The 17,333-nt window shown below is 60.6% G+C and carries 15 protein-coding genes; 12 read left to right on the plus strand and 3 right to left on the minus strand.

Features of this window, described 5'->3' with window-relative positions:
- Positions 1-210: 210 nt before the first annotated feature.
- The 11 genes from CVE23_RS08405 (at position 211) to CVE23_RS08460 (ending at position 14,347) form a co-directional block, all read left to right on the plus strand.
- Positions 211-2,043 carry an IucA/IucC family protein gene (locus CVE23_RS08405; RefSeq protein WP_100849297.1) on the plus strand — a complete coding sequence of 611 codons (1,833 nt, stop codon included), beginning with the start codon at positions 211-213 and terminating at the stop codon, positions 2,041-2,043.
- Positions 2,036-3,271, plus strand: coding sequence for a type III PLP-dependent enzyme (locus tag CVE23_RS08410; protein ID WP_100849298.1), 1,236 nt, complete (start codon positions 2,036-2,038; stop codon positions 3,269-3,271). The genes CVE23_RS08405 and CVE23_RS08410 overlap by 8 nt, the downstream gene beginning before the upstream one ends.
- Positions 3,261-4,706, plus strand: a complete 1,446-nt coding sequence (locus tag CVE23_RS08415) for a DHA2 family efflux MFS transporter permease subunit (protein WP_100850437.1) — start codon at positions 3,261-3,263, stop codon at positions 4,704-4,706. Before CVE23_RS08410 ends, CVE23_RS08415 begins: the two co-directional genes overlap by 11 nt.
- Positions 4,707-4,862: 156 nt before the next feature.
- A complete protein-coding gene (locus CVE23_RS08420; RefSeq protein ID WP_100849299.1) occupies positions 4,863-6,719 on the plus strand; it encodes an IucA/IucC family protein in 1,857 nt (618 codons plus the stop codon).
- Positions 6,713-7,489 (plus strand): HpcH/HpaI aldolase family protein, encoded by a 777-nt coding sequence (locus CVE23_RS08425; protein ID WP_100849300.1) that lies wholly within the window; start codon positions 6,713-6,715, stop codon positions 7,487-7,489. Before CVE23_RS08420 ends, CVE23_RS08425 begins: the two co-directional genes overlap by 7 nt.
- Positions 7,490-7,493: 4 nt before the next feature.
- Positions 7,494-9,416 carry an IucA/IucC family protein gene (locus tag CVE23_RS08430; protein ID WP_225622656.1) on the plus strand — a complete coding sequence of 641 codons (1,923 nt, stop codon included), beginning with the start codon at positions 7,494-7,496 and terminating at the stop codon, positions 9,414-9,416.
- Positions 9,417-9,897: 481 nt separating this feature from the next.
- A complete protein-coding gene (locus CVE23_RS08440) occupies positions 9,898-10,815 on the plus strand; it encodes an iron-siderophore ABC transporter substrate-binding protein (RefSeq protein WP_100849301.1) in 918 nt (305 codons plus the stop codon).
- Positions 10,812-11,834, plus strand: coding sequence for a FecCD family ABC transporter permease (locus CVE23_RS08445; RefSeq protein WP_100849302.1), 1,023 nt, complete (start codon positions 10,812-10,814; stop codon positions 11,832-11,834). The genes CVE23_RS08440 and CVE23_RS08445 overlap by 4 nt, the downstream gene beginning before the upstream one ends.
- 10 nt (positions 11,835-11,844) lie before the next feature.
- Positions 11,845-12,876, plus strand: coding sequence for a FecCD family ABC transporter permease (locus CVE23_RS08450; protein ID WP_039695444.1), 1,032 nt, complete (start codon positions 11,845-11,847; stop codon positions 12,874-12,876).
- A gap of 11 nt (positions 12,877-12,887) precedes the next feature.
- A complete protein-coding gene (locus CVE23_RS08455) occupies positions 12,888-13,697 on the plus strand; it encodes an ABC transporter ATP-binding protein (RefSeq protein ID WP_049854931.1) in 810 nt (269 codons plus the stop codon).
- Positions 13,698-13,729: 32 nt separating this feature from the next.
- On the plus strand, positions 13,730-14,347 hold the full coding sequence (locus tag CVE23_RS08460) for an RraA family protein (RefSeq protein WP_100849303.1): 618 nt from the start codon (positions 13,730-13,732) through the stop codon (positions 14,345-14,347).
- A 75-nt stretch (positions 14,348-14,422) separates the two neighbouring features.
- On the opposite strand, the gene CVE23_RS08465 is transcribed toward CVE23_RS08460, so the two are convergent.
- Both CVE23_RS08465 and CVE23_RS08470 read right to left on the minus strand, forming a co-directional pair.
- Positions 14,423-14,833 (minus strand): type II toxin-antitoxin system HicB family antitoxin, encoded by a 411-nt coding sequence (locus tag CVE23_RS08465; RefSeq protein WP_100849304.1) that lies wholly within the window; start codon positions 14,831-14,833, stop codon positions 14,423-14,425.
- Between the two features lie 3 nt (positions 14,834-14,836).
- Positions 14,837-15,040, minus strand: coding sequence for a type II toxin-antitoxin system HicA family toxin (locus tag CVE23_RS08470; protein ID WP_071842437.1), 204 nt, complete (start codon positions 15,038-15,040; stop codon positions 14,837-14,839).
- A 320-nt stretch (positions 15,041-15,360) separates the two neighbouring features.
- Here CVE23_RS08470 and CVE23_RS08475 point away from each other — a divergent pair, with 320 nt between their 5' ends.
- Positions 15,361-15,720, plus strand: coding sequence for a hypothetical protein (locus tag CVE23_RS08475; protein WP_100849305.1), 360 nt, complete (start codon positions 15,361-15,363; stop codon positions 15,718-15,720).
- A 304-nt stretch (positions 15,721-16,024) separates the two neighbouring features.
- Here the strand turns inward: CVE23_RS08475 and CVE23_RS08480 are convergent, their stop codons facing one another.
- On the minus strand, positions 16,025-17,080 hold the full coding sequence (locus tag CVE23_RS08480) for an MBL fold metallo-hydrolase (RefSeq protein WP_100849306.1): 1,056 nt from the start codon (positions 17,078-17,080) through the stop codon (positions 16,025-16,027).
- Positions 17,081-17,333 lie beyond the last annotated feature (253 nt).

A 17,333-nucleotide genomic window follows, 5' to 3' on the forward strand; every position in this document is an offset into this window, starting at 1 on the left:
AGGATATTTAACCTTCGCCACGAAATAAGAGCCTATCCCACTAGGCGTAATTGGCGCCGCCAGTTTGGACTCGGACAGCGCGGAGAAACCGGAGCGTACACGTAGTACGTGAGGATTTCGAGCACTGCCCAGGGCCAAAATGGCAAGTGAAATAGCCCTATTGGGATAGGCTCTACACCACCGGCCGATTGTTATTCTTACGGAGCAGAGATGAACAACCGAAATCATGATGTTTTGTCCACAATGATAAGCGAAAAAGCAGCCTTACATGGGTTACTGAATTGTCTTATCAAAGAGTTCGCGATACCGGAAGGGTATTTGCGATATGAATGGCCAGACGAAATGAAAGGGATCCCGCCGGGGGCCTATTTTGATGGTGCAAACTGGAAGGGCATCCCGATGATGATCGGCTTGCCCGACCAACTGCAACTGTTTGTCATGGTAGACCGCCGCGACACCTTCGGCAGCCAACATTACCTGTCCGATGTTTACCTGCGTCAGGCGCAGAGTGAATGGCAATGCCCCGATTTTGAACGTCTGGTCGCACGCCTGCTGGCCGCATGCGAGCAAATCGCCGGAAGGAAAAACCCGGAGTTGTACGAGCAGATTCTCCAGAGCCAGCGGCTGGTGAGCGCTATTGTCAGCCACAACGGCCGTCAGCGCGCGGACGCGCCGCTGCAGCACTATCTGCAGAGCGAACAGGGTTTGTGGTTCGGCCACCCCAGCCACCCCGCGCCCAAAGCGCGTCTGTGGCCGGCGCATCTTGGTCAGGAACAGTGGGCGCCTGAATTCCAGGCCCGTGCGGCGTTGCATCAGTTCGAAGTGCCGGTGGACGGATTGCACATCGGCGCCAACGGCCTGACGCCGCAACAGGTGCTGGAGGGGTTCGCCGACCAGCAGTCAGCCTCTATAGGGCACGCCATTATCTGTATGCACCCGGTGCAGGCGCAGCTGTTTATGCAGGATGAGCGCGTGCAGCAGCTGTTGCGCGATAACGTGATCCGCGATCTGGGGCAGAGCGGCCGCGTCGCCAGCCCGACCGCCTCTATTCGCACCTGGTTCATCGACGATCACGATTACTTCATCAAAGGTTCGCTGAATGTGCGCATCACCAACTGTGTGCGCAAAAACGCCTGGTATGAACTGGAAAGCACGGTGCTGATCGACCGGTTGTTCCGTCAGTTGCTGGATCAGCATGCCGACACGCTGGGTGGGCTGGTCGCCGCAGCCGAACCCGGCGTGGTGAGCTGGAGCCCGGTCGCCGCCAGCGAGTCGGACAGACACTGGTTCCGCGAGCAGACAGGCGGCATCCTGCGCGAGAATTTCTGCCGTCGTACCGGCGCGGATCGCAGCATTATGGCCGGTACGCTGTTTGCACGCGGCGTGGATTTGCAGCCGATGATTCAAACCTTCCTGCGCACGCACTATGGCGAGGCGCTGGATGACAACGCGTTGCTGTACTGGTTCGATGACTACCAGACGCAACTGCTGCGCCCGGTACTGTCGCTGTTCTTCAATCACGGCGTGGTGATGGAGCCGCATCTGCAAAACAGCGTGCTGGTGCATCAACACGGGCGGCCGCAGCAGGTGCTGCTGCGCGACTTTGAAGGCGTGAAGCTGACCGACGATCTTGGTGCCCGCTATATTAGCGACGACATCCATCCCCGTGTGCGTCAGTCGCTGCTGTACTCGCGCGAGCAGGGCTGGAATCGCATCATGTACTGCCTGTTCATTAATCATCTGTCCGAAACCATTCTGGCCTTGAGTCAGGGACGTGCGCATCTGGCGCCCTTGATGTGGCAACGGGTGCGACAGCAACTGCGTGCCGTTCAGGGGGAACTGAAACAACCGTCGCCGGAGCTGGACGCACTGATCGCCGGCCATCCGGTGGCGTGCAAAACCAACCTCAAGGTCAGGCTGGCGGCCGAAGCCGACCGTCAGGCCAGCTATGTCCGATTGCCGTCGCCCTGGGGTAAGGCCGTGCAGCACGGCAGCGAAGTACCGTCTGGTGAAGTACAGCATGGTGAGGTGCAGCATGGCTAAGCTGCCTTTGCACGTCCACGATGTGATTGTCCGCCTGCAACAGCAGCATGCCGACCCGCTGGCGGCGTTTGTGTACGACCTGACGGCGCTGCGCCAACACGTCAGCGAAGTGATGGCGGTGCTGCCGCCGGGTGTGGAACTCTATTACGCCATCAAAGCCAACAGCGAAAAACCGATTCTGGACGCGATCGCGCCGTTAGTGCATGGCTTTGAAATCTCGTCAGGCGGTGAAATCGCGCGTGTGGCCGGTTGCGACACGCGCAAACCGTTCGTGTTCTCCGGGCCGGGCAAACTGGACTCGGACTTCGATCTGGCGCTGGAACAGGGCGTGGAAGCGGTTCATGTGGAAAGTCGCCACGAGATTGCCCGCCTGCAACAGCGGGCGAAGCAGCATGGCGTGGTCCAGCCTGTGTTCATCCGTATCAATCCGGAACTGGCGTCGTCGCTGACCAGTAAACTGGCGATGGCCGGAACGCCGACGCCGTTCGGCATGGATGAGGCCGACCTGGCGGACGCGGTGCGGGAGGTGGATAACGCCAGCCACCTGCAACTGAAAGGATTTCATGTCCACGCGATGTCGCACCAGATGGTGGTGGCGCGGCACCAGCAATTGCTGGATCTCTACCTGACGCGCTGGCCGCAGTGGAAAGCGCTGTCCGCGCATCCGCAGCATATCACCCATCTGAACGTGGGCGGCGGCATCGGCGTGCCGTATCTGACGCCGGAGCGTTTCGACTGGCCGGCGCTGTGCGATTACCTGCGCACGCGGCTGGCGCAACAGCCGGACGCGCCGATAGTCCGCTTCGAGCCGGGGCGTTTCATCAGCGCCTACTGCGGTTATTACGCCATTGAGGTGCTGGATAAAAAGCGCAGTCACGGCAAACATTTTCTGGTGTGCCGCGGCGGCACTCACCAGTTCCGTCTGCCGGTGGCGCAGGGACACGACCATCCGGTGGTCCATCTGCCGCTGGCAGCGGCGCCGACGGCCGGGGAAACGCGCGACTGGACGGTGGTCGGTCAGCTGTGCACGCCGAAGGACGTGCTTAGCCGCGACCAGCGCCTGACCGACGTCAACATCGGGGATCTGCTGGTGTTGCCGCTGGCGGGCGCCTACGGCTACAACATTTCTCATGCCGACTTCCTGTGTCATCCGCGTCCCGTGCAGTATTTCATCACTGACGACGGTATGACGGTGGATGCGGCCGGAGCGGTGCGCCGTGTGGAATAACGCTATTCCCCGTTGGCTGGTGGTGGTCAATGTGCTGCTCGGCACCACTACCGTCAGCCTGAATAACAGTACGCTCAATCCGGCGTTGCCGGCGTTTATCGAGGTGTTCCAGATCGGGCCGCTGCTCGCCACCTGGATCGTGGCGGCGTTCATGGTCAGCATGGGCATGACCATGCCGTTGACCGGCTATCTCGGCCACCGGCTGGGCAACAAACCACTCTACCTGCTGGGCGTGGCGCTGTTTATCACCGGTTCGTTGCTGGGGATGATGGCGGATTCCATCTCGCTGGTGATCGCCGCCCGAACGGTGCAGGGCATCGCCAGCGGCTTGATGATCCCGCTGTCGCTGACGCTGATTTTTTCGGTGTACCCCAAACAGGAGCGGGGCGGTATTACCGGCATCTGGGGCGCTATCGTGATGCTGGCTCCGGCGCTGGGGCCGCTGTGCGGCGGCATCCTGCTGGAGTGGTTCAGCTGGCGGGCGCTGTTCGCCATGAATATTCCCATTGGGGCGCTGGCGCTGCTGATGGGGCTGGTGGTGTTGCCGAAAACCGCGCCGGGTGAGCGCAAACCGTTCGATATGACCGGTTATCTGCTGGTGTCCGCCGGCATCGGGTTGCTGATGATCGGCGCCGGACGATTGCACCATGCCGCGGCGCTGGCGAATCCGTTCAACCTGCTGATGCTGCTGGCGGCTACGGTTTGCCTGGCGGCTTTTGTGCGCGTCGAACTGCGTAAGCGCGAACCGCTGCTTAACCTGCGTATTTTTCAACTGCACGGCTATCGACTGAGCGTGGTGATCGCCGTGGTGCAGTCGGTCGGCATGTTCGAGTGCCTGGTGCTGTTGCCGATGCTGGTGCAGATGGTGATGGGCTACAGCGCTATCTGGACCGGGCTGGCGCTGTTGTGCACCGCGCTGTTCGCCAGCCTGTTCGGCAAGGTCGGCGGCAGCCTGCTGGATCGCCACGGCCCGTCGCGGGTGGTGGGCGCCGGGGTATTGCTGACCGCGCTGGCGACCATCGGGTTAGGCATGGCGGGCGCGCAGACCTCAATTGGCGTGGTGTTCGGCTGGATGATGCTGCGCGGCGCCGGGCTGGGGCTGTCCTACATGCCGGTCACCACCGCCGGGCTGAATGTGCTGCCGGAAACGCTGGTCACGCAGGGCGCCGCCATGAACAACATTTCGCGCCGGCTGGTGTCGTCGCTGGCGATCGTGGTGGCGTCGCTGTATCTCGAATTCCGGCTGGCGGGCAGCGGGCTGGCGCACGAAGCCGTGCGCGCCGCGGCCATTAGCGAAACCTTTATTGCCACCGGCATTTTGATCGTGCTGGCGCTGCCGTGCGCCCTGCGTTTTCCCACGGCAACCGATGAGGCGGCCGCCTCCGACGAGTCCGGCGCGCCAGACGCGCTGACCGGCGTCAGAGGGCCGCGCTGATGTTTAGGTCGTGCCCCGTAATGACGTGTGACCGGCGCTGGCGGTCACTGCACGACGGGGTCCAGCCTACTGTTTCTTCAGGCCGGGCGCCGTCATGTTTCGAACCGACGCCACCCGTTCAGTCTGACTCAACCGACACACTGACAAGGTAATAGCATGGAGACATTATCCCCCGCCGTATTTCAGGACATCGCCTGCGAGTGGCTGCCGCAAATGGATGCGCAGCGTTATCAGCTGGTGGAACAGCGTGTGGTCGGACAGCTGCTGCAGACGCTGCTGTACGAGGATGTGCTGCCTTATCGCCGCACGCCGATCGGCGACGGCAACAGCCAGTTTGCGATAACCGGGCGCGATGCGCAGCAGGTGCCGGTGGAGTACCGGTGCAGCGGGCTGTTTAGCGACAGCTTCTGTCTGATCCGCCTCGACTACGCCAGCGTGCGACGCATCGGCCCTGACGGCGACGCGCAGTCGCCCAACCTGCACCAGATGCTGGAAGAACTGCTGGGCGAGCAGGAGAATAATCCCTTCCTGACGCGTTTTGTACAGGAACTGGAGCAGACCCAACTGAAGGATTTGCAGTCGCGGGCGCAACATTATCAACCCGGCAAACCGGCGCATCAGCTCAGTTTCGACGAACTGGAACGCCACTTTATGGACGCCCACAGCTACCACCCCTGCTACAAATCGCGCATCGGCTTCAGCCTGCAGGATAACGCCCAATGGGGGCCGGAGTTTGGCCAGCCTTTCGCCATTGTCTGGCTGGCGCTGGCGAAGCAGCGGGCGTCCGCCAACCATTCGACCAAACTGGATCTGGACGATTTCCTGCAGACCGAATTCGGTGCGGCGCGCTGGCAGGCGTTTGGCGAACAGCTGGCGCGTCAGGGCCGTAAGCCGGAAGACTACCAACTGGTGCCGGTGCACCCGTGGCAGTGGAAAAACGTGATTGCGCCGGTGTTTTATCCGGAGCTGGTCAGCGGCGAGCTGATTTACCTCGGCGCGTCCGATGACCGCTGGCAGGCGCAGCAGTCTATCCGCACGCTGGCTAACGTGACGGAGAAAACGCGGCCTTACGTCAAGCTGGCGATGAGCATGACCAACACCTCCAGCACCCGCATTCTGGCACGGCACACGGTAATGAACGGACCGATTATTACCGACTGGCTGCAGCAGTTGATCGACACCGACCAGACCGCCCGCAACCTGAAATTCGTGATTCTCGGCGAAGTCGCCGGCGTGAGTTTCGATACCCAGCCGCTGCCCGCCACGCGTATGGCGCAGGCCTACGGCGTGATGGGCGCGATCTGGCGTGAAAGCATCCATCAGTATCTGCAGCCGGACGAGCAGGCGGTGCCGTTCAACGGTTTGAGTCACGTCGAACACCGTTACGACGGCGGCGAGCAGGCGCCGTTTATCGATGCCTGGATTCGCCAGTACGGGCTGGAAGCCTGGACCCGACAACTGTTGCAGGTCACGGTGTCGCCGATTATCCACATGCTGTACGCCGAAGGCATCGGTATGGAATCGCACGGTCAGAATATCGTGCTGATAGTGCGTGACGGCTGGCCGCAGCGCATTGCGCTCAAAGACTTCCATGACGGCGTGCGTTATTCGCCGGACCATCTGGCGCGCCCCGCCATGCGCCCGGATCTGGTGCCGCTGCCCGCCAGCCACGCCAAAATCAACCGCAACTCGTTCATCCTTACCGATGACATCGACGCGGTGCGCGATTTTACCTGTGACTCGTTCTTCTTCATTTGTCTGGCGGAAATGGCTGTCTTCCTGCGCCAGCATTATCAACTGCCGGAAGCGCAGTTCTGGGAAATGACGGCGGAGGTGGTGCTGCGTTATCAGGCCGAGCACCCGCAACATCGCTCGCGCTACACCTTGTTCGATGTGTTCGCGCCGACCTACGAGGTGGAGGAACTGACTAAGCGCCGGTTGCTGGGCGACGGCGAGCGCCGCTTCAAATCGGTGCCGAACCCGCTGCATCCGTTCAGGCCGTCGTCATGCTAAGAACCAACCAGCTCAAGCGCAAGCTGGCGGCCGGTACGCCGGTATACGGGCTGATTGCCTCGATTCCCTCGCCGGTGTCGGTGGAGTTGATCGCCGAAGCCGGGTTCGATTTCGTGATTATCGACAGCGAACATGTGCTGATTAACCCGGAAACGGTGGAGAACATGATCCGGGTGGCGGAAAGCTACGCGCTGACGCCGCTGGTGCGGGTGGCGGATGATAACCCCAAGACCATGCTGCGCCTGCTGGACGGCGGCGCGCAGGGCATCGTGCTGCCGATGGTGGAGCAGGCTGAGCAGGTACGCGCGGCGGTACGCGCCTGCCATTACCACCCGCAGGGCGAGCGCAGCCTGAACAGCGGCCGCCCCGGCGCATTTGGCAAGCACAGCCTGGCGGAATACGTCGCGTTGGCAAACCGGGAAATCATGCTGGTGGCGATGATCGAAAGCGCCGGGGGCGTGCGTCAGGCCGAGGCGATCGCGGCGGTAGAGGGGTTGGACATGATTCTTGAGGGTGCGGCGGATCTCTCCCAGTCGCTGGGGATGCCGTGGCAGACCGCGGCGGCGCCGGTGCAGACGGCGCTGGCCGAGGTGCGGCGGGCTGCCGACGCGCATGGCTTGACGTACTGCGCTATTCCCCGCCAGCACGACGATCATGCACGCTGGCGTGAGCAGGGCGTGCGCGCATTTGTATTGGGCGACGAGCGCGGTATCGCGTTTCGCGCTTTACAGGCCAGACTGGCCGCAACGATTTCAGCAGAAGGAAAGTGATCCGATGGAAAGTAATGCGATGGAAAGTAGTGTGATTAAGAGCACGTCTCACTACAAGGACGCCGGCCACAGCGTGATGCAGGATCTGGTGGATTGCCTGCTGGCCGAGGAGTTCTTTGGCCCGCAGCCGCTGGCGTTGTATACCACCGATGAGTGGCGGCAGCAGTATGGGCAACCGGCGCCGTTTGGCGCGCTGGATAGCGCGGCCCGCCTGTGGCGCTGGTGCAGCGATGAACGCGAACAGCGTCATCTGGTGGTGGCGCTGCGCTCCGGTATTACCCAGCGCTGGGAAAAAGTACCGGGCACTAAGGTTTATGCCTGGCAGCAGGGCGGCGATGACTGGCGTGAGCTGGAGCCGGAGAGCTTCATGAATCTGGTGTTCGCCGGTCAGCATGGCGAAGAAGAGCAGGCTGGAGAAGGTAATGCCAAAGGGCAGGCGTTGTTTCTGGATGTGCTTAACACCAGCGTCGAGCAGACCGCGCTGTCGCGCGAGCACCGCATCGATACCGATAACCTGCTCACACGCGGCAACGCCGATTTCTTCCATGTGATGGAGCAGTGGGCGTCGTTGCGCGATCGTCCGTTCCATCCGACCGCCAAGGCTAAACAGGGGCTGAATGCGCAGGAGTATCGCCGGTACGTGGCCGAGTTCGCCGAACCGGTGGCGCTGAACTGGGTGGCGGTGGCGAAAAATCGCCTGCAATGCGGCGACGGCATCAGCGACGCGATTGACTCGTACCCGGCGCATTACCTGCTGCCGCAGGCGGAGCAGGCGGCGTTGCAGCAGGAACTGGCGACGCGCGGCCTTGCTGAGAGCCATATCGCGCTGCCGGTACACCCGTGGCAGTTCGACCACATTCTGGAAACCCAACTGGGCGACGCCTTTCGCAACGGCGACTGCCACCGGCTGGATTTCAGCGCCGCCCGCTATCTGCCGACGTCGTCACTGCGCTCAATGACGCCGTGCTTCGCCAGCGCCGATTACCTCAAGCTGCCGATGGCGGTTTACTCGCTGGGGGCATCGCGCTATCTGCCAGCGGTGAAAATGATCAACGGCGGACTGAGCGAAGCGCTGCTGCGGCAGGCGCGTGACAAAGACGCCGTGTTGCAGGAACGGCTGTATCTGTGCGATGAAGGCAAGTGGTGGGCGTTCATGCCGCCGCAGGCCACGCTGTTTGACGAAGCGCCGCGCCACCTGTCGGCGATGGTCCGCAGTTATCCGTCGGCGCTGTTCGACGATCCGGATTACCGCCTGTTACCGATGGCCGCATTGGGTACGCCGCTGCCGGGCAACCGCCGTCATTTCTTCGACGACTGGCTGGCGTATCGCGGCTTGCCGACGAACGCTGATTCGGTCTTGACATTGTTTGCTGAGCTTTGTCATTGTTTCTTCGACATTAATTTCCGCATGTTCCGGTTGGGGATGCTGGGCGAGATCCACGGTCAGAATGCGGTGCTGGTATGGAAAGCCGGTCAGGCCCACGGTCTGCTGCTGCGCGATCACGACTCGCTGCGCATCCATGTGCCGACGCTGGAGCAAAACGGCATGCAGGACCCGGTGTACCGTATCAAGCAAGGCCATGCCAATACGCTTTACCACGAGCGTCTGGATGACCTGCTGTTCTGGCTACAAACGCTGGGTATTCAGGTCAACATGCGGGCGATTATCGAAACGCTGTCGCTGACTTATGAGATAGACGCCGTGACGTTGTGGGGCGTGATGCGCGCTGAAATCAACGGCGCCATTGATCGCGCCGGTTTCGCCGCCGATACGCAGACAATGCTGAAAACCCGGTTGTTCGACGTACCGAACTGGCCGCAGAAACTGCTGATCACTCCGATGATCGCCCGTGCCGGCGGACCGGGCAGTATGCCGTTCGGTAAAGGGGAAGTGATTAACCCATTCCAGACGATTATTGGAAAATAGATTGTCATTAACTTTTTTAGTGACGAGCTTGCAGGATATACGCTGGTTTTTTGGGCGTCAAAAACTGTGCTGAGGTGGGCGACTTCGCCGGGTGAGCCGCATGGACGCGGCGAAAGCCCGTGCCGCGTCTGACAAAAACGCCGGGAGCGTTTTTGAACAGCGTTTACGCTGGCCCGTAGGGCGAGCCCCAGGGATGGGGCGAGTAAACGCGTCACGGGCGGCCCGAACAGCGAAGGCGACCGCCGAAGGCACCGCGTGAGCGGCACAGTTTAGCCCTTAGCCAGTGGTCAAGGAGAGGCGGCGTTTGAGCCTCTCCTTGTCGTGCGTGCGATGAGGTTGCAAAGAATTCACTCAGTTTATCAAGCACGAAATGTCGCACGGTCCCGGCATAGTTCACCGGCAACAAAAATAATACGGCTGTTTATTAACAGCCCCAACTGTCCGTCAACAGTTCAACCTGTAAGGTAGATCACACAGAATCGTGAATGAGTATTTGCTTTCGCGCCGCAGGTTGCTGCGGTTGTCGTTAAGCCTGTTGCCACTGGGACTGGGCCGGCCTGCGCTGGCCCAGTCCTTGTTTATGCCGCAACGGGTCATCACCCTGTTTCAGGGCGCCACGGATACTGCGGTGGCGCTGGGGATTACGCCCGCCGGCGTGGTGGATTCGTGGAGCGAGAAGCCCATGTACCGCTACCTGCGTCAGGCGCTGGCCGGGGTGGCGCATGTGGGGCTGGAAACCCAACCCAGTCTGGAAGACATCGTGCTGCTGAAGCCCGACGCCATCATCGCGTCGCGCTTTCGCCATCAGCGGCTGGAGCCGTTGTTGTCGCAGATTGCGCCGGTGGTGATGCTGGATGAAATCTACCAGTTCAAAAAAACGGTGCAGGTGATGGGGCAGGCGCTTGGGCGTCAGGCGGTGGCCGATCGGTTGCTGGAGGACTGGCAGCAGCGGGTGAGCTGGCTGCGCGGGCAGTTGCAACGCAAGTTCGGCGGCGACTGGCCGCCGACCGTGTCGATACTGGATATCCGCGAAGACCATATCCGCAGCTATTTGCCCGGCAGTTTTCCCGGCTCGGTGCTGAGCGAACTGGGGTTTGGCTGGAGCAACGCCAGCCTCGCCCAGCCGGGCGTCTCGCTCAAACTGACCAGCAAAGAGAACATCCCGGTGGTGGATGCCGACATCTTTTTCATTTTCCTGCGATCCGAGAGTCCGTCTGTGCAACGCAACTATGAGTCCCTGATTCGTCACCCGCTGTGGCAGCAGTTACGCGCCCCGCGGCGCAATCAGGTGTGGGTGGTGAACGGCGTCACCTGGAGTCTGTCCGGCGGCATTCTGGGCGCCAACATGATGCTGGACGACATCGCCCGGGTCACCGGTATCGCCGGAGGCACGTCATGAGTCATGCCGTGATACCGGCCGGGAAGCGGATGGCGCCCGGTCAGGTGCTGGCGGGCGGCGGCGTTTGCCTGCTGGCGCTGGCCGTCCTCAGTCTGATGGTCGGGCCTATGTGGATTGCGCCGTCGCAAGTGCTGGGCGCGCTGTGGCATCCGGATCCGCTCAATGTCAGCCATATTCTGGTTACCTCTACCCGCCTGTCGCGCACGCTGATCGCCATCGTGGTGGGCGCCAGTCTGGCGGTGGCGGGCGCATTGATGCAGGTGCTGACCCGTAACCCGCTGGCGTCGCCGGGGCTGTTCGGCATCAACGCCGGGGCGATGTTTTTTCTGATTGTCTGTGTGTCGCTGTTTCCCAAAGTGGCGATGTCGGTGTGGCTGTGGTCGGCGTTTGCCGGCGCGGCGGCGGCCGGGTGTCTGGTGTGGTTGATCGGCACGATGGGCAAAGGCAGCCTTAACCCGCTGCGCATGGTGCTGGCGGGCGCGGCCATCACCGCCATGTTCGCCGCCTTCAGCCAGGCGATGCTGGTGGTGAATCAGGAAGGGCTGGATACGGTACTGTTCTGGCTGGCGGGCTCGGTGGCCGATCGCGAGCTGGCGACGGTGCTGCCGCTGATGGGTTACTGTCTGGCGGCGCTGGTCGGCGCGCTGCTGCTGTCGGGGCAGGTCAACGTACTGAACGCCGGGGAAGCCATAGCCCGTGGGCTGGGGCAGCGCACCGGGCGCATCCGGCTGCTGATGAGCCTGCTGGTCGTGGCGCTGGCCGGCGGCGCGGTGGCGATGGCGGGCAGCATTGGTTTTGTCGGTTTGATTGTGCCGCACATGGCAAGAAAACTGTTGCCCGCCGACCACCGCTGGCTGCTGCCCGGCTGCGCGCTGCTGGGGGCCGCTTTGCTGTTGCTGGCGGATATTTTGGCGCGTGTGGTGATTGTGCCGCAGGAGGTGCCGGTTGGCGTGATGACCGCGCTGTTCGGCGCGCCGTTCTTTATTTTCCTGCTGCGGCGCGGAGGTCGTTATGGATAAGCATGGGGGGATGAGCCATGTGCTGGTATGGCGGCAGGGGCGTTTTTCCCGCCAGATCAACCTGACCACCGTAGGCCGGGTTGCGCTGGCGTTGCTGCTGGCGCTGGCGGTCATGGTGGCATCGCTCGGCGTCGGCAAACTGATGCTGTCGCCGTGGGAGGTGCTGCGGGCGCTATGGTCGTCGCAGCCGGAAGGCGCGGCGCTGATCGTGCAGCAGTTACGGTTGCCGCGGGTGGTGCTGGCGGCACTGGTGGGCGGCGCGCTGGCGGTGTCCGGGCTGATTTTGCAGGCGATGATCCGCAATCCGCTGGCCTCGCCGGATATTCTGGGCATCACCAGCGGCGCCAGCGCCGCGGCGGTGTTCTACCTGTCGTTTCTCGCCACCACGCTGGGGGCGCACTACCTGCCGCTGGCGGCGATGATCGGGGCCGCGACGGCGGCGCTGGCGGTGTATTGGCTGGCGTGGCAGGCGGGCGTATCGCCGCAGCGGCTGGTGCTGACCGGCGTCGGCGTGTCGGCGCTGTTGATGGCGGCGACCACCTTTATGCTGGTGTTCAGCCCGCTGACCACCACGCTGTCGGCTTACGTCTGGCTGACCGGCAGCGTCTACGGCGCCAGCTGGCGCGAAACCCGTGAGCTGGGCGGCTGGCTGCTGCTGATTGCGCCGTGGCTGGTGTGGCTGGCGCGTCAGGTGCGGGTCCAGCAACTGGACGATGGGCTGGCGCAGGGCATCGGCGTGCGGGTGCAGTGGCTGCGTCTGGCGCTGTTGTTGCTCAGCGTGGCGCTGGCGGGCGCGGCGATTGCCTGGGGCGGCGCGATGGCGTTCGTCGGGCTGATCGCGCCGCACATCGCCAAACGGCTGGTGGCGCCGACCTTTGCCGGGCAGGCGGCGATGGCGTTTCTTTGCGGCGCCGGGCTGGTGATGGTGGCGGACCTGTGCGGACGAACGTTGTTTTTGCCGCTGGATCTGCCCGCCGGGATTTTCGTATCGGCGCTGGGCGCGCCGTTCTTTCTGTATTTATTGATTAAACAACGTCATTAAGGAAACGGATGATGACCGCCATTACCAGCCGGGAACTGACCCTCGGCTATGCCAGCCAGACCATTATCGACAATCTGGATATCCAGCTGCCGAAGGGCAAAGTGTCGGTGCTGATTGGCAGCAACGGGTGCGGCAAAAGTACGCTGCTCAAATCCTTCGCCCGTTTGCTCCGGCCGCTGAGCGGGACGGTTGTCCTCAATGGCGAGGATATCCACCGCAAGTCCACCGCCGAGGTGGCGCGCGAACTGGCGATTTTGCCGCAGATGCCGGACGCGCCGGAAGGCATTACCGTGAAACAGCTGGTCAGCCTGGGGCGCTACCCTTACCAGAACTGGTTGCAGCAGTGGTCGCAGGAAGATGAGCGGATGGTGAACCTGGCGCTGGCGCAGACCGGTACCCAGCAACTGGCGGAACGACCGGTGGATGCCTTGTCCGGCGGCCAGCGTCAGCGGGTATGGATAGCGATGACGCTGGCGCAGGACACCGAGGTGGTGCTGCTGGACGAGCCCACTACGTTCCTCGATCTGGCGCACCAGATCGAGGTGCTGGATTTGCTGCGTGAGTTGAACCGCCAGCACGGCAAAACCATCATTATGGTGCTGCACGACCTCAATCTGGCCTGCCGTTACGCCGACCACATGGTGGCGGTACACGATCGCACCGCTTTCGCACAGGGCGCGCCGGCTGAAATCCTCGACGAAACGCTGGTTAAAACGGTGTTCAATCTGGACTGCCGTATCATCCCCGACCCGTTTTTCCATACGCCGCTGTGTATTCCGTTCGGGCGCGAGAAACCGCGGGAAGACGCGCCGATGGCGTGAAGCCGGAAGTTCAACCTGTTGCAGGATAGACGATGAATTATCACATTATTCCCCGCGTGCCGCCGCTCAGTGATGACCTGCTGGCAGGCTACCGCCACATCAGCACCTCGACCCTCGGTCATTTGACGGAGGCGGGGTATTTGTCCGGCATCCGGCCGCTGCTGCCGGACGTGCAGATGGTCGGCAACGTGGTGACGGTGAAACTGTGCCCGCCGGACGGCGGCGTATTACGTGAGGCGCTGCTGCTGAGCCAGCCCGGCGACGTGCTGGTGATTGATGCGTCTGATGAGGAAGAACGCGCCTGCTGGGGCGAGCTGCGCGCGCTGGCGGCTCGGGTGAAAGGGCTGGCGGGCGTGGTGGTGGCCGGCGCGGTGACCGACTCGCGCGCGCTGCGTCAACTGGGGCTGCCGGTGTTCTGCAAAGGCGTCAGCGCCATTACCACCCGCACGCTGGGAACGGCAGGGGCGGTCAATGTACCGGTGACGGTGGCGGGCGTGACGGTGCAACCCGGCGATGTGGCGATCGGTGACGACGATGGGGTGTTTATTCTCAGTCCGTCCGCTGCCCGTGACTGGCTGGAGAAGGCACAACACAAGGAACTCACTGATACAGAACGGCGGAACGCACTGCGGCGGAAATGGGGAAAATAGCATCCAAAACGTTATGCAAAATGGTATGGTTTTTTAGGCAAAAAAACCTGCCGAAGCAGGTTTCAAAATAAAAGGTTAGCGAATGGATGAAATCCGCTCTAACGCTGCCTGAGCAAGAAATCCTGAGCGGCTCTTAAATTCCGGGTTACTCGCTACGCAGCGGTCTATACGGTCAATCAGCGACTTCGGCAGTGTGACGTTGATTTTTTCCGCCCCTCCCATCAGCCGAGTGACATCGATATCAACAACAGCCCAGGTGTAACCGGTGTACTCCGGTGTTTTCGCCAGCACACCTACGGATGACACGGCGGGAATATCCTGGCCCATCTCGATCAGCAGCTCTATGTGGCCGGTGATCGCTTCTTTAGCATTGGCGATAGCCTCATCAAGTGTATCACCTGCGGAGAAACAGCCCGGCAGATCGGGCACTGTCACGCCGTATGCATGAGTATCGTCGCCTGTTTCAATGGCAATTGGATAAAACATAATTCAGCCTCTTTGAGTCAGTGAGGATGATATCCCCGCTTGTTTTCTGATGCTTTTTACCGTGCCTATCGGTAAATCCTTCTTAGGGTGTGGGATGGTCACTAATCCTGGTTTGGTTGGGTGGGTAAAATGGTGATGACTGCCGTTAACCCTTACCAGCTCCCATCCATCGGCCTTGATTTCTGCTATCAACGTCCTGCTATCCATCCTTAAACCCTGTAGTCCTGCCATGAAGAAAGAATAACTCTGATAACCCCAAAAAACAACTTTATAGAGTCATTAGGGTTATATTTCTTATCACCTCAGATGCGGCTTTATGACTTGTCGTTCAACACCCTGCGCGTGCAAGGCTCCCGCAATGATGCACAGGCTAATTGTGTCTTTGTGTGCAGATTTTTTTGCACCTTATAACCATAAATAAACATTAATTTTTTTTAATTGTTTTTTTCGATATTGCTTGAGAATGCTATTTGGGAAAACCATATGAAGTATGCGCAATTGGCGTGGTGTTTTGAGGAAAAAAGCAAATGGCTTCATTAAATATGGGAAGTGAGCGCTACGAGTTAACTTCTGAGGAAATTGATCGTGTTGTTCCAAAAACTGTCGGAAACTACGCCTTGGGGTATATCAGTAAAGATAAGTTTATAGTGCGGTATGTAGGTCGCTCTGATAGTGATGTAAATCAACGGCTAAAAAGCCATATTGGTAAGCACCCTTTATGTACACATTTCAAATTTTCGACAGCCTCGTCACCCAAAGTTGCATTCGAAAAGGAATGTCAGAACTGGCATGATTTTAATCCACCAGAAAATCAGATTCACCCGGATCGCCCAAGCAATAGTAAAAACTGGAAATGTCCTGTAGAAGACTGCGAAAAAAATCAGTAGCATCATGTAAGGGCCATCGAGTGGCCCTTCTTCCTTAACTGGCTATCCTAGCCATCTAGCATTCTTACCGGCTACTCACAACCCGCAATCTCCCTATCCAAGTTACTAACAGTAACGACAACCTATTCCTGTTGCCGTTCTGGCTGAATGCGTTACAGGCCCCGTCAGATCGTGAAACGCATGACTGACCAGCAAAAGGGGAGGTATGCAACGCCAGATCGCTGGATCTCTATGTTGCTGAGATCCCAGCCGATTGAATGGGTGAAATCGGCAATACTGGCGTGCTGTTCGTCCCCCACCTCAGTTATTCCACATCCTGCACGGCGGTATCGGTGATCAGTGATGCCTGCCGGGCGTCGGCGCATTTCTCCCACCATGCCGGCGTTGTCGTCGGCGCTCCCAGTGTGACGACTTCCCCCAGCATCGGCATGATGATCGGTAACTGTCGCTCTCGCGCCAGTTGGCTGCTGCTGCGCACCGGGTCGGCCCAGTCGTGAAAGGCCAGCGCGAACATACCCCAGTGGATCGGCATGAACTGGCGGGCGCGCACGTCCTGCACCGCCTGCACGGTCTGTTGCGGGTGCATGTGTGAATCCGGCCAGCGGTGGTTGTACTGGCCGTTTTCCATCAACGCCAGATCAAACGGGCCGAAGCGTTCGCCGATATCGCGGAAGTGCTCGCCATAGCCGGAATCACCGCTGAAAAAAATACGCTCCCGCTGCCCCTGAATCACCCAGGACGCCCACAGCGTGGTGTTGCGCCCAGACAAACTGCGGCCAGAAAAGTGGTGCGACGGCGTGGCGGTAAAGGTGATGCCGTTGAGCGTATGGGACTGATACCAGTCCAGTTCCTGAATCCGCTGTGCCGCAATGCCCCATTTTTGCAGATGTTCGCCCACTTTTAGCGGGGCGATAAAGCGGGTTGTGGTATCGCGGAAGGCGCGAATGGTCTGCTCGTCAAGATGGTCGTAGTGGTCGTGCGACAGCAGGATGATGTCGATATCCGGCAGCGCTTCGCGCGTCAGCGCCGGCGGCTGAAAACGGCGGAACATAAAGCTGAACGGTGAGACGCTGGCGGAGAACACCGGGTCAGTCAGAATTCGAACGCCATCCAGATTGAGCAGCAGGGTCGAGTGCCCGAACCAGATAAATTTGAGGCGTTCGTCGGCGGCGAGGAACGCATTGAGGTCGGGGGATACCTCCGGCAGCCGTTTGTTCGGCACGCGCCCCTTGCGCTGAAACCCGAGCCGCCACAGCAGCGACAAACTTTGCCACAGGCTCATCCGCGGCGCAGTAGCCGGACGCAGGTTAAAGAAACGCCCGGTTTCGGGAGAATAATGCTTTGCTTGCGGGTCCGCCATAAGGCCTCCGGATCAGTGCAACTGTGGTTACAGGTTATATCAGCGTATGGATATAGATGTGGTGCCAAAAGCGTCAGGATTCAAGGCGTACCCCCATTTTCATCGCGGGCATGCGTTATGGCTGCGCGCCGTCTGCCGGCTGATCGTGCCGGAACATCCGGTCCCAGTGGTTTATCAGCAAAACCGGCTGTTGACGGTATGTTGCAAAATCGCGTCAGGCCGGTTTCTTCACGCCATTGCCGAACGGCGCGAT

The sequence above is a fragment of the Dickeya fangzhongdai genome (genome assembly GCF_002812485.1).
Taxonomy (GTDB): domain Bacteria; phylum Pseudomonadota; class Gammaproteobacteria; order Enterobacterales; family Enterobacteriaceae; genus Dickeya; species Dickeya fangzhongdai.

What these genes read in the sequence shown, in the direction of transcription:
- CVE23_RS08450 (WP_039695444.1), top strand. Translation starts at nt 11,845, where the DNA reads ATGAGCCATGTGCTGGTATGGCGGCAGGGGCGTTTTTCCCGCCAGATC.
- CVE23_RS08410 (WP_100849298.1), top strand. Translation starts at nt 2,036, where the DNA reads ATGGCTAAGCTGCCTTTGCACGTCCACGATGTGATTGTCCGCCTGCAA.
- CVE23_RS08480 (WP_100849306.1), bottom strand. Translation starts at nt 17,080, where the DNA reads ATGGCGGACCCGCAAGCAAAGCATTATTCTCCCGAAACCGGGCGTTTC.
- CVE23_RS08430 (WP_225622656.1), top strand. Translation starts at nt 7,494, where the DNA reads ATGGAAAGTAATGCGATGGAAAGTAGTGTGATTAAGAGCACGTCTCAC.
- CVE23_RS08455 (WP_049854931.1), top strand. Translation starts at nt 12,888, where the DNA reads ATGACCGCCATTACCAGCCGGGAACTGACCCTCGGCTATGCCAGCCAG.
- CVE23_RS08405 (WP_100849297.1), top strand. Translation starts at nt 211, where the DNA reads ATGAACAACCGAAATCATGATGTTTTGTCCACAATGATAAGCGAAAAA.
- CVE23_RS08425 (WP_100849300.1), top strand. Translation starts at nt 6,713, where the DNA reads ATGCTAAGAACCAACCAGCTCAAGCGCAAGCTGGCGGCCGGTACGCCG.
- CVE23_RS08420 (WP_100849299.1), top strand. Translation starts at nt 4,863, where the DNA reads ATGGAGACATTATCCCCCGCCGTATTTCAGGACATCGCCTGCGAGTGG.
- CVE23_RS08445 (WP_100849302.1), top strand. Translation starts at nt 10,812, where the DNA reads ATGAGTCATGCCGTGATACCGGCCGGGAAGCGGATGGCGCCCGGTCAG.
- CVE23_RS08475 (WP_100849305.1), top strand. Translation starts at nt 15,361, where the DNA reads ATGGCTTCATTAAATATGGGAAGTGAGCGCTACGAGTTAACTTCTGAG.
- CVE23_RS08460 (WP_100849303.1), top strand. Translation starts at nt 13,730, where the DNA reads ATGAATTATCACATTATTCCCCGCGTGCCGCCGCTCAGTGATGACCTG.
- CVE23_RS08470 (WP_071842437.1), bottom strand. Translation starts at nt 15,040, where the DNA reads ATGGATAGCAGGACGTTGATAGCAGAAATCAAGGCCGATGGATGGGAG.
- CVE23_RS08465 (WP_100849304.1), bottom strand. Translation starts at nt 14,833, where the DNA reads ATGTTTTATCCAATTGCCATTGAAACAGGCGACGATACTCATGCATAC.